This window comes from Xanthomonas sp. SHU 308 (genome assembly GCF_000364645.1).
Classification (GTDB): domain Bacteria; phylum Pseudomonadota; class Gammaproteobacteria; order Xanthomonadales; family Xanthomonadaceae; genus Xanthomonas_A; species Xanthomonas_A sontii.
This window is the reverse complement of sequence record NZ_AQOK01000068.1, coordinates 1-11,209: the sequence shown is the minus strand read 5'-3', so window position 1 is coordinate 11,209 and position 11,209 is coordinate 1. Positions and strand designations below refer to the sequence as shown.

12 protein-coding genes and 2 pseudogenes are annotated in these 11,209 nt (G+C 69.9%); 4 read left to right on the top strand and 10 right to left on the bottom strand.

Going from position 1 to position 11,209, the window contains the following annotated elements; genetic code table 11:
* Positions 1-138: pseudogene (locus D588_RS27110) on the bottom strand (16S rRNA methyltransferase); the annotation flags it as partial.
* Positions 139-282: 144 nt separating this feature from the next.
* Between D588_RS27110 and D588_RS0103195 the strand changes: the two are divergent.
* Positions 283-546 (top strand): hypothetical protein, encoded by a 264-nt coding sequence (locus D588_RS0103195; protein ID WP_017908770.1) that lies wholly within the window; start codon positions 283-285, stop codon positions 544-546.
* A 477-nt stretch (positions 547-1,023) separates the two neighbouring features.
* On the opposite strand, the gene D588_RS0103190 is transcribed toward D588_RS0103195, so the two are convergent.
* The 5 genes and pseudogenes from D588_RS0103190 to D588_RS0103170 all read right to left on the bottom strand — a co-directional run bounded on the left by D588_RS0103190 (position 1,024) and on the right by D588_RS0103170 (position 5,722).
* Entirely contained in the window at positions 1,024-2,358 is a 1,335-nt protein-coding gene (locus tag D588_RS0103190; protein ID WP_017914244.1) for a sorbosone dehydrogenase family protein, read from the bottom strand.
* Positions 2,359-2,432: 74 nt separating this feature from the next.
* The gene (locus D588_RS0103185; RefSeq protein WP_017914948.1) at positions 2,433-2,753 is read right to left on the bottom strand and encodes a DUF3247 family protein; all 321 of its coding nucleotides are present in this window, start codon (positions 2,751-2,753) and stop codon (positions 2,433-2,435) included.
* 68 nt (positions 2,754-2,821) lie between these two features.
* A pseudogene (locus D588_RS0103180) lies at positions 2,822-4,765 on the bottom strand (ATP-binding protein); the annotation flags it as partial.
* Between the two features lie 221 nt (positions 4,766-4,986).
* The gene (locus tag D588_RS23885) at positions 4,987-5,232 is read right to left on the bottom strand and encodes a hypothetical protein (RefSeq protein WP_157836405.1); all 246 of its coding nucleotides are present in this window, start codon (positions 5,230-5,232) and stop codon (positions 4,987-4,989) included.
* A gap of 19 nt (positions 5,233-5,251) precedes the next feature.
* Positions 5,252-5,722: a hypothetical protein gene (locus D588_RS0103170; protein ID WP_017914945.1), complete on the bottom strand. Its 471-nt coding sequence runs from the start codon at positions 5,720-5,722 to the stop codon at positions 5,252-5,254.
* 192 nt (positions 5,723-5,914) lie between these two features.
* On the opposite strand from D588_RS0103170, the gene D588_RS0103165 reads away from it, so the two are divergent.
* The gene (locus D588_RS0103165; RefSeq protein ID WP_017914944.1) at positions 5,915-6,487 is read left to right on the top strand and encodes a DUF3016 domain-containing protein; all 573 of its coding nucleotides are present in this window, start codon (positions 5,915-5,917) and stop codon (positions 6,485-6,487) included.
* Positions 6,488-6,534: 47 nt separating this feature from the next.
* Here D588_RS0103165 and alr read toward each other — a convergent pair whose 3' ends face one another.
* Both alr and D588_RS0103155 read right to left on the bottom strand, forming a co-directional pair.
* Positions 6,535-7,608 (bottom strand): alanine racemase, encoded by a 1,074-nt coding sequence (gene alr, locus D588_RS0103160; RefSeq protein ID WP_026143317.1) that lies wholly within the window; start codon positions 7,606-7,608, stop codon positions 6,535-6,537.
* Positions 7,587-8,894 (bottom strand): D-amino acid dehydrogenase, encoded by a 1,308-nt coding sequence (locus D588_RS0103155; protein WP_026143316.1) that lies wholly within the window; start codon positions 8,892-8,894, stop codon positions 7,587-7,589. The genes alr and D588_RS0103155 overlap by 22 nt, the downstream gene beginning before the upstream one ends.
* A 136-nt stretch (positions 8,895-9,030) precedes the next feature.
* On the opposite strand from D588_RS0103155, the gene D588_RS0103150 reads away from it, so the two are divergent.
* Complete coding sequence (locus D588_RS0103150; protein WP_017908762.1) at positions 9,031-9,510, top strand: Lrp/AsnC ligand binding domain-containing protein; 480 nt, start codon at positions 9,031-9,033, stop codon at positions 9,508-9,510.
* A 21-nt stretch (positions 9,511-9,531) separates the two neighbouring features.
* On the opposite strand, the gene D588_RS0103145 is transcribed toward D588_RS0103150, so the two are convergent.
* Positions 9,532-9,912, bottom strand: coding sequence for a host attachment protein (locus D588_RS0103145; protein ID WP_017914941.1), 381 nt, complete (start codon positions 9,910-9,912; stop codon positions 9,532-9,534).
* Positions 9,913-10,034: 122 nt separating this feature from the next.
* Positions 10,035-10,481, bottom strand: coding sequence for a hypothetical protein (locus tag D588_RS0103140; RefSeq protein ID WP_017914940.1), 447 nt, complete (start codon positions 10,479-10,481; stop codon positions 10,035-10,037).
* A gap of 138 nt (positions 10,482-10,619) precedes the next feature.
* Here D588_RS0103140 and msrB point away from each other — a divergent pair, with 138 nt between their 5' ends.
* Positions 10,620-11,084 carry a peptide-methionine (R)-S-oxide reductase MsrB gene (msrB, locus tag D588_RS0103135; protein WP_017914939.1) on the top strand — a complete coding sequence of 155 codons (465 nt, stop codon included), beginning with the start codon at positions 10,620-10,622 and terminating at the stop codon, positions 11,082-11,084.
* The last annotated feature ends 125 nt before the right edge of the window (positions 11,085-11,209 follow it).

Genomic DNA, 11,209 nt, shown 5'->3' with positions numbered 1-11,209 from the left:
TGGCGGCTGCGCGTGCTGGCGCAGCGCCCAGCCGTCGCGGGCGCGCAGAAACAGCACCTTGCCGGCAGGCCAGCGCATCACGCCCTGGGCGAACGGCAGGAACAGGGTGTCGAGGGGGGCGTCTTGCGCAGCCGGCATCGGGCGTGAGTCATCGGAACAGGGACGCGCATTCTACCGGCAGTGCGCGGCGACCCCGGTTTTGCGCGAATCCAACGCATCATTGATGTTCCGGCAACATCGCCGCGCCTAGGCTGCAAGGCACCCAATGACCGGAGAGGCAGCATGCGCGCAGTGTTCATCGGCGGCGTCGTCGACAACAGCGAAGTGGACCTGGATGGCAGCCAGCCGCCGTTGCACTACCCGGAGAACACCGGCACCGGGCGTCCGCGCTACCGCCTGCACCAGCGGGGCGCACGCGACGACGGCAGCGTGGTGTATGCCGTCTATGCCGCCCCGGAACTGGGCGACACCGAAGTGGAGCGCGTCTTCAACGAACGCGGCTACGCGCGCCGCTTCGGTGTGGAACCGGCGCCTGTGGAGCACTGACGCCGGGCTTTCGGCTCGGTCAATCAAACGTGCAGGAGCGGCGTCGGCCGCGACCAGGTCGTGCCAGGCGCATCCCGGTCGCGGCCGACGCCGCTCCTGCACGCGTTAGCAGAGATGGATTTGCCCTCGTGCTCACTCGCGCGATTTTCGATTGCAGCAAACAAGGCCGGCTTCCAGGAAGCGGCTGCGGTCGTGGTTTTTCCTGTAAGGCCCGTCGCGGCTGAAGCCGCTCCTATGGGTGCCTGCGCATGTTTTTCGAAGCACGCGGCCGCGCAATGAGATGCGCGATGCAGCAGCCCTGGGGGCACGCGCCACACCTTCCGCAGTGGTCCTTTGTAGGAACGGCCTAAGCCGCGATCGGGCTTCACCATGAAGCCCACGTCGCAGCCATCAGTCCCGCATCGCGACCATGAACCCCGCGCCGCGACCGAAGCCACCCCTACGATCGATGCGGAAACACGCGGCTAACCAGACCGCTCACTTCCCCGGCTTCGGCGTCACCCGCCACACCACATTGCCGACGTCGTCGGCGACCAGCAGCGCGCCCGGCTTGTCCACCGCCACGCCGACCGGGCGGCCCTGCGCGCGGCCCTCGGCGTCGAGGAAGCCGGTCAGCACGTCCTGCGGCTTGCCGCTGGGCTTGCCGTTGGCGAAAGGCACGTAGATCACCTTGTAGCCCGACGGCGGGTCGCGATTCCAGGAGCCGTGCTGGCCGATGAAGGCGCCGCCGCGGTAGGGCTGCGGCAGCAGCGCACCTTCGTAGAAGGCCAGGCCCAGCGAGGCGGTATGCGCGCCCAGCGCGTAGTCCGGCTTGATCGCGCTGGCCACCATCTCCGGGTTCTGCGGCTGCACGCGCTCGTCCACGTGCTGGCCGTAGTAGCTGTACGGCCAGCCGTAGAAACCGCCCTCGCGCACCGAGGTCAGATAATCCGGCACCAGGTCGCTGCCGATCTCGTCGCGTTCGTTGACCACGGTCCACAGCGTGTCGGTGCCGGGCTGCCAGGCCAGGCCGACCGGATTGCGCAGGCCGCTGGCGAACACGCGGGTAGCGCCGCTGGCGGCGTCCACTTCCAGGATCGCGGCGCGGTTGAGCTCCTGCTCCATGCCGTTCTCGGCGACGTTGCTGTTGGAGCCGACGCCCACGTACAGCTTCTTGCCGTCGCGGCTGGCCAGCAGGCTTTTGGTCCAGTGGTGGTTGATGCCGCCGGGCAGGTTGGCGACGAAGCTGGGCGCGGCGGTGATCTGGGTGTCGCCGTCCTTGTACGGGAAGCTGACCAGGGCATCGGCATTGGCGATGTACAGACGGTCGCCGACCAGGGCCATGCCGAACGGCGAATACAGGCCCTTGAGGAACTGCGTGCGCACTTCGGCGACGCCATCGCCGTCGGCGTCGCGCAGCAGGGTGATGCGGTTGGCGCTGGGCACGGCGGCGCCGGCCTTGGCCATCATCGCGCCCTGGATCTTGTCGCGCAGGCCGCTGCTCTCCTTTTCCGGTGCCGGCGGCTCGGCGGTCTCGGCGACCAGCACGTCGCCGTTGGGCAGCACGTACAGCCAGCGCGGATGGTCCAGGTCGCGGGCGAAGGCCTGCACCGCCAGGTCGGCGGCCGGCACCGGCGCGGCGCCATCGGCCCAGCGCTTGACCTCGGCGACCTTGACCGTGGGGATCATGCGCTTGACCGGATCGGGCAACACCGGATCCGGCCCCATGCCCTCCTCGATGGAGTGCTTGGCGGTGTCGCCGCAGGCGGCGAGCAGGGCGGCACTGAGCGCACACAACACCCAACGGGCGCGAATCGGCGAAGACATGGCCATGTGTCTTGGATATCCGGGAACACGGGGGAACGCCGATGATGCACAGCCCCGACGCGGAAAAAGTGAAAGATGCGTCAAGAGGCGTCGCCGCTCGGATCGGTCTCCCAGGGCCGCGCCGGCAACTGGCGCACGCTGCGGATTTCGTCCAGCCACAGGTAGCGGTGCCGGGCCGGATCGTCGAGGTCGTCGATGCGCACCTGCGCATTGCTGCCCTCGTTGCCATCGGCGTCGCGGAACTGCTGGATGCTGGGCCGGACCGACACGGTGCCGAAGCACACGCTGCCGTCGTGCAATTCGATGCGCACATGCGCCTGCCCGGGCAGTTGCAGGATCAACGCTTCCAGCGCCTGGATCTGCGCCTGGTCGGTGTGGATACGCTCGGCAAACTGGGTCATCGGCGGACTCCTGAGGGGGAACCGCAGCACCCTAACGCCGGCCGCGTGAGCCGGCGGGCAAGACCGCGCTAACGTTGCCGCGCGAAGCGCACCGCCGAGACCAGCTGCGCCACGCTGTACGGCTTGGCCAGGTGTTCCTGGAAGCCGGACTGCAGCGCGCGCTGGCGATCGTCGGCACGCGCCAGCGCAGTCACCGCGACCGCCGGCAGTTCGTCCGCGCCCAGGCCCATGTTCTCGCGCACGGTGCGGATCAGCCCGTAGCCATCCATGCCCGGCATGCCGATGTCGGTGACCATCACGTCGATCGCCGCATGGCCGCCGCCGTCGAGCACCTCCAGCGCCTCGCTGGCCGAGCCCACCGCGACCACCTCCGCGCCCTGCTCCTCGAGCAGGCGCCGCAGGTAGTCGAGCATGTCCGGCTGGTCCTCCACCGCCAACAGGCGCACGCCCTTGAGCGAATACGCCTCGACCACCTGCTCGGCCATCGCGAACGCGCGCACTTCGCGCAGCGGGCGCGAGCCCGGCGCATCGCGGTGCAGCGGCAGGCGCACGGTGAAGACCGAGCCGCAGCCGCGACCTTCGCTGGCCGCGCTGATCTGGCCGCCGTGCATTTCCACCAGCTGCTGCACGATCGCCAGGCCCAGGCCGAGGCCGCCGTGCAGACGCGTGGTGGTGCTGTCGGCCTGGCGGAAGCGCCCGAACAGATGCGGCAGGAACTCCGGCGGAATGCCGTCGCCGGAATCGCGCACCGCCACGCTGACGTGCTCGCCATCGTCGTCGAGCGCGATCGCCAGGGCGATGCGCCCGTGCGCGGGCGTGAACTTGATCGCGTTGGACAACAGGTTCCAGAACACCTGCTGCAGGCGCGTGGCGTCGCCCAGCACCATGCACGGCTGCGACGGCGCCTGCAGGGTCAGCGCCTGGTCCTTGCCTTCGGCCACCGGCTCCTGCGCGCGCATCGCCTCGCGCACCTGCTCGGCCAGGTCCAGCGCTTCCACTTCCAGTTGCACCTTGCCCAGCAGCATGCTGCTGAGATCGAGCATGTCCGAGATCAGCCGCTGCTGCGCGCGCGCGCTGCTGGCGATCACCGACAGGCCCTTGCTGCTCGGGTCGCCCGGCGGCAGCCGCTGCAGCAGCAGGTCGCTCCAGCCGAGGATGGTGGTCAGCGGCGTGCGCAGTTCGTGCGACAGCGTCGCCAGGAATTCGTCCTTCAGCCGCGCCATGCTCTCGGCGGCGTTGCGTGCGCTGCGCTCGGATTCCAGCAGTTGCTCGCGCGCCAGTTCGATGTCGCGGCGTTCGGTGACGTCCGGACTGCTGCCGGCCAGGCCGATGAACTGGCCCTCGGCGGAATAGCGCGGCACCGCGGTCATTTCCACCCAGCGCCACTCGCCGTCGTGGCGGCGCGCGCGCACCAGCGCGCGCAGGTTGCGCTGGTCGTGCAGCGCGTTGCGCAGTTCGTAGGCGAACACGCCCACGTCTTCCGGATGCAGCACGTCGCCCCAACCCGGGCGCGCAGCATCGGTGTCCAGATCGATGCCGAAGAATTCGGCATAGGCGGTGTTGGTGAAGCGCAGTTCGCCTTGGGCATCCAGCACCCACACCGGCATCGGCAGGCCCTCGGCCAGCGCGCTGAAGCGCGCCTCGCTCTCGGCCAGGTCGCGCTCCATCCGCTTGCGCTCGGTGATGTCGAGGAACTGCACGGCGACCTGGCGCAGTTCGGGCGCGCCGACACGGAACGAATCCACTGCCCACCAGCGATCGAGCGCGGTGGCGAAGTTCTCGAACTTGTCCGGGCGACCGCTCAGCGCCACCGCGCCGTAGCGCTGGAACCAGTGCTCCTCGTGGGTCGGCGAGATCTCGCGCATGCGCCGCCCGACCACGTCGCGCAGGCCGGTCTCGCGCTCGAAGGCCGGATTGACCTGCAGGAACACGTAATCGACCGCGCGCTCGCCCTCGAACAGCATCTGGATCACGCAGAAGCCGGAATCGATCTTGTCGAAGATCTCGCGGTACTGCAGGTCCGTCGCCTGCGCGAACGAGGAAGCGGTGGAGTCTGGACTGGCATGCATGACGGACTAGCTCTGGAAGCGGCCTACGGCAACGGATGAAGACGGTGCCCGGCATCCGCGGCGCAACGACGATGCGCCAGGAGCGGCAAGGCGTAAACCCCCATCTTGTTAAGCCACTCCGCCGCCGTCAAGCCAGCACCTGTGCTGCGCCTGCCCGAGCGATGTCACCAGAAGAACGCGATCACCAGCACGATGCCCAGCAACGACAGGCCGATGCCGGCGAGCACCATCCACTGGGTCAGGCGCGCGCTGCGCAAGGCCTGCTCTTCCAGCCAGCGCTCGGCCTCTTCGCGCCACGGCGGCGGCGACGCCTCCAGCAGTTGCTGCACGCGTGCCGGCCCCAACTGCCGGCATTGCCGGCGGCATTCTTCGGGAACCACGGATCGCTCGGGTGCGCTGACGACGGACATGACAACGTTCCTGAATTGCTCAGCCGAGCGTGAAACGCGGCGCGTCGCCGGCGAGTTCGTGCTCCACCGCCATCCGCGCCAGGCGGGTGTAGTTGGCGCGCGGGCCGGCACCGCGGCCGACGATCAGGCCCAGGTATTCCAGGCCGGTCCACACCCGCGCCTTCCACTCCACGCCGTCTTCGGCCAGCACCAGGGTCAGCGTGTAGCGGAAGCTCTGCCCCTGCGGGCTGCGGTAGTGGTAGCTGGGCGGGAACTGCACGGCCACGTCCTGCGCCTCGCCGAGCGAGACCAGGTAGCGCCGCAGCAGATGGCGCACGTCGTCGCCGGGGTTGAGGCGCAACTGCCGCGCCGCCTCGTCCAGGTTGGCCTGGTGCTCGACGAACGCGGCCGCACCGCTGGCCGGGCTGTGCCCATGCCGCTTGGCCCAGTCGATGAATTGCAGGCGCACATCGCTGCCGGTGTGGGCCTGGTGGAACAACGGCGTCTTCATGCGATCCCCGCATCCTCCGAGTGGCATCCATGCTCGCGCGCGCACCGTGAAGCAGGCGGCGAGGCGATGTGAGCCGTCCGTCACGCCGGAGCGGATGAATCGGCGGCCAACGGTCGCCGCCGCACGCCTCGCCGCGATTGCGGGCGCGCCGGCACAGGCACACACTGCACGTACGCCTCCTGGAGATCCGCCATGAAGATCCGCTATGCCTGGACGGCGCTGGCGCTTGCCTGCCTGTGGGCGGGCGGCGCCTCCGCCGAGATCCGCAACGTCACCGACCCGCAGGCGCCGCGCAGCCTCGTCAGCGACGGCCCGGTGCAGGTCAGCTGGGCCGACCCGTCCACCTTCAGCGAACTGCGGCAGAGCCGCAACCGCTGGGAAGCCGAACGCGGCGACTGGGTACAGGACCTGGCCGCCTACCTGCAGAAGCAGGCCGCCAAGCAACTGCAGCCCGGGCAGCGCCTGGACATCAAGCTGACCGACATCAAGCGCGCCGGCGACTTCGAGCCGTGGCACGGCCCGAACTGGAACGACGTGCGGGTGATGCGCGACCTGTATCCGCCGCGGATCAGCCTCGACTTCACCCTGTACGGCGCCGACAGCCAAGTGATCGCGCAGGGCCAGCCGAAACTGATGGACCCCAGCTATCTGTACAACAGCTCGGTCGGCCTGAGCACCGATCCGCTGCGCTACGAAAAGCGCATGCTCGACGACTGGCTGCGCCGCCAGTTCCGCAACAAGGACAGCGCAGTCGCCGAGCGCTGAGGCCGCGCGCGCGGCGCCGGCATCGCGCCGGCGCCGTCAGGCATGGATCAACCGCCGAGATAGGTGCGCGGCGCGCGCTTGAGGCCGCACAGCAAGCGGTAGGCGCTGGAACTGCAGCGCCCGGCCAGCGCGTCGATGCGCGGCTGTTCGCCCCACAACTGCACCTCGCTGCCGAGGCCGGCCTGCGGGTGGTCGGTCAGGTCCACGGTCAGCATGTCCATCGACACGCGCCCGATCAGTTCGCCGGGCGCGCCATCGATCAGCACCGGCGTACCGTTGGGCGCGAACTGCGGATAGCCGTCGGCATAGCCGATCGCCACCACCCCGACCCGGGTCGGCCGCGCCGCGACGAAGCGCGCGCCGTAGCCGACCGGCTCGCCCGGCGCGATAGTGCGCACGGAAATGATCCTGGACTGCAGGGTCATCACCGGACGCAGTTCGCCGGGCAGCGCGGCCGCGGCGGCGAACGGGTCGGCGCCGTACAGCATCAGTCCCGGCCGTCCCCAGTCGTTGCGCAGCTCCGGCCAGCCGAGCAGGGCTGGCGAGTTGCACAGGCTGGTCTCGCCGGCCAGGCCGGCGGTGGCCTGACGGAACACCTCCACCTGCTCGCGGGTGCGCGCGCTATCGAGTTCGTCGGCGCGGGCGAAGTGGCTCATCAGCACCAGCCGCTCGACCTGCGGCAGCGCGCTCAGGCGCGCGTGCGCGGCGCGGAATTCCTCCGGCGCCAGGCCCAGCCGGTGCATGCCGCTGTCCAGCTTCAGCCACAGGCACAGCGGCTGCGGTGCGGCGAAGGCGGCGATCGCCTCCACCTGCCAGGGCGAGGCCACCGCGCACCACAGCCGGTGTTCGGCGACCAGCGGCAGTTCGTCGGCGTCGAAGATGCCCTCCAGCAACAGGATCGGCGCGGCGATGCCGGCCTGGCGCAATTCCAGCGCCTCCTCGATGCAGGCCACCGCGAAGCCGTCGGCCTCGCCGTCCAGCGCGCGCGCACAGGCCACCGCACCGTGCCCGTAGGCATCGGCCTTGACCACCGCCAGCGCCTTGCCGCCGCTCAGCCGACGGGCCAGGCGGTAGTTGTGGCGCAGCGCGGCGAGATCGATCAATGCACGGGCTGGGCGCACGCGACGGCCTCGGCGACGGACGCGGCGGAACCGCGGGAATAACGGAAGATGTCCAGACCCTCGCCGCTGATCTGCGGCTGCCGCGAGACCATCAGGTCGGCCAGGTAGCGACCGGAGCCGCAGGCCATGGTCCAGCCCAGCGTGCCGTGGCCGGTGTTGAGGAACAGGTTGCGGTAGCCGGTGGCGCCGACCACCGGGGTGCCGTCCGGGGTGGCCGGGCGCAGCCCGGTCCAGAACTCGGCCGCGGCCAGGTCGCCGCCGCGCGGGTACAGGTCGTTGACCACCTTCTCCAGCGTGGCGCGGCGCCGTGCCGGCCGCGACAGGTCGAAGCCGGCCAGTTCGGCCATGCCGCCGACGCGGATGCGATCGTCGAAGCGGGTGATCGCCACCTTGTAGCTCTCGTCGAGGATGGTCGAGGTGGGCGCCAGCGCCGCGTCGCGGATCGGCAGGGTCAGCGAGTAGCCCTTCAGCGGGTACACCGGCAGGCGGATGCCCAGCGGCGCCAGCAGGCCGGGCGAGTAGCTGCCCAGCGCGACCACGTAGCGGTCGGCCCGCTCCACCCGCCCGCCGATGCGCACGCCGTCGATGCGGTCGCCATCGGCCTGCAGCGCCTCGATGGTCTCGCCCTGGCGGAACTGCACGCCGGCCGCGGCGGCCATCGCGGCCAGGCGCTGGGTGAACAGGCGGCAGTCGCCGGTCTGGTCGTTGGGCAGGCGCAGCGCGCCGACCAGGGTCGCCGGTGCGCTGGCCAGGGCCGGCTCGACCCGGGCGATGCCGGCACGGTCCAGCAGCTCGTAGGGCACGCCGTACTCGCGCAGCACCTCGATGTCCTTGGCCGCACCGTCCAGTTGCTGCTGGGTGCGGAACAACTGGGTGGTCCCGAGCTGGCGGCCTTCGTAGGCGATGCCGGTCTCGGCTCGCAGCTGGTCCAGACAGTCGCGGCTGTATTCGGACAGGCGCACCATCCGCGCCTTGTTGATGGCGTAGCGCTCGGCGGTGCAGTTGCGCAGCATCTGCGCCAGCCACAGGTACTGCTGCAGATCGGCGGTCGGCGTGATCGCCAGCGGCGCATGGCGCTGGAACAGCCATTTCAGCGCCTTCAGCGGCACCCCGGGCGCCGCCCACGGCGAGGCGTAGCCGGGCGAGACCTGGCCGGCATTGGCATAACTGGTCTCCAGCCCGGCCGCCGGCTGGCGGTCGACCACCGTCACCTCGCAGCCGCTGCGGGCCAGATACCACGCCGTGGCCGTGCCGATCACACCGCTGCCGAGAACCAGAACCCGCATGCGCCTACTCCGTTCGGATCAATTCCCTGGCTGGATGGCGCCAGGGCAGAAGTTCGGTGCAGTATAGGCAGCGCAACCCAGGATTTTCCCCTGACTTCTGCCAGCCTGGCAGGCCAAACCCCTGAGACCGCCCCGCATGGCCGCACGCCTTCGCGAACTGGACAAGATCGACCGCAAGATCCTGCGCATCCTGCAGCAGGAAGGGCGCATCTCCTTCACCGAACTGGGCGAGCGGGTGGGCCTGTCGACCACCCCGTGCACCGAGCGGGTGCGCCGGCTGGAACGCGATGGCGCCATCACCGGCTACTACGCACGGCTGGACCCGCATTACCTCAAGGCCAGCCTGCTGGTGTTCGTGGAGATCAGCCTGGCCTACAAGTCCGGCGACATCTTCGAGGAGTTCCGCCGCGCCGCGCTGAAGCTGCCCAACGTGCTCGAATGCCACCTGGTCTCGGGCGACTTCGATTACCTGCTCAAGGCCCGCATCAGCGAGATGGCGTCCTACCGCAAGCTGCTGGGCAGCACCTTGCTGACCCTGCCGCATGTGCGCGAGTCCAAGAGCTACATCGTGATGGAAGAAGTGAAGGAAACGCTCAGCCTGCCGATCGCCGACTGAGCGTTCCGCGCGAGGGGCGGATCAGGAGACCAACAGCTTCTCCAGGTCGTCGCGCGAGGAATTGGCGTGATTCTTGGCCAGTTCGGCCACCACCCGCTTCTGGACCTCCTTGTGCAGCAGCGGCCGCAACTGGCCCAGCGTGTGCGGGTCGGCGACCAGCATCAGGTGCTCGACATCGCCGCGCAACGCGTCTTGGTACAGGCGCTCGGCGATCTGACGCACGAACCCGGCTTCATCCATGGTCATCGGCCGGTCGCCGTCCTCCACGCCCTCGATCGGCGTCGGGTTCAGCACTTCGGTCTGCTCCAGCAGCGCGGTCTCGCCGGCCAGATTGACCCGGAACAGGCGCGCGCTGGTGCGGTCGGCGACGACGATCAGGGTGTTGTCGGGAAGCTTGCTCATCGGTTCTCCTGCGAAAACATGGCGCCGCGGCAGTCGCGGCCGGTTCGCCAGTCTAGGAACCGATTTGTGAGGATGGCGGCCACGCGGCGTTCGCCGCGCGTTCGCCGCCGGGGCGCAGGCGCTCAGTCCTGGATGCGGACCCCGTCGCCGCTGGGCACGGTGTCGTAGTAACGACCGGTGCGGGTATCCAGCGCACGGTTCGGCCCCACCTGCATCGCCCCGGGCACCAGCTGGCCGCGACGGTCGTAGAGGCGGACCGGGCGGCGTGCGGACGGGTCGGCGAGCGCGGCGGCCGGGACCGCCGGACTGGCCGGGCGCGTGTGCCGGGCCTTTCCTTGCGGCCGGTCGTCCAGGCTGGAGGGCACCGGCGCGGCCTTGGAAGCGGTCGTCGAGGCCGGCGGACGCTCGTCGAGACGGCTGGCCACCGAGGGCGCCGGCGGCGGCGCGGACTGCAGGGTGTTGGCGTCGCGATTGCCGGCCGGTGCGCCGGGGACTGGCTGGAGACTCTGCGCGGCGGCGAGTGCCGGCAGGAGCAGGGCGATGGCAACGCAGGGCAGCAGGCGTTTCACGGTGGCTCCATCGACGGGCCGCAAGAGAGCGTTCCACGCTAGCGCATCGCCGACTCGGCGTCGACGCGGCGCGGCGCGCTTGATCCACCCCGTACAGCCCTCATGTTGTTTTCCCCTCCTCCAGCCACGGGCCCCGCCATGAGCCGATTCGACCTCACGCCTCCTACCGCTGCCGAGCGCGAGCAGTTGATCGGCGGACTGAACGCGGAGGAACGCCGGGTGCTGCTGCAGCACGGCACCGAAGCGCCGTTCTGCGGCGTATTCCTGGACAACAAGCTGGAGGGCGTCTACACCTGCCGGATGTGCGGGCTGCCGCTGTTCCGCTCCAGCGCCAAGTTCGATTCCGGGACCGGCTGGCCGAGCTTCTTCGCGCCCTACCACCCCGACCACGTGCGCGAGATACGCGACACCAGCCACGGCATGATCCGCACCGAGATCGTCTGCGCCCGCTGCGACAGCCATCTCGGCCATGTGTTTCCGGACGGCCCGCCGCCGAGCGGCGAGCGCCACTGCCTGAATTCGGTGTCGCTGCAGTTCACCGAACAGGGCCAGGCGCTGCCCAACCCGCTGCACCGCAGCGGCGGCGAGACCGAACCGTCCTGATTCCGGCGCAGCCGCGCCGCCACAGGGAGACCACCGGCATGCGTACCTCGTCGCTTTCCCTTTTGTTCCTGCCGCTGGCCCTGGCCGCCTGCCAGCGCAGCCCCACCCCGCCCGCGCAGGCCGCC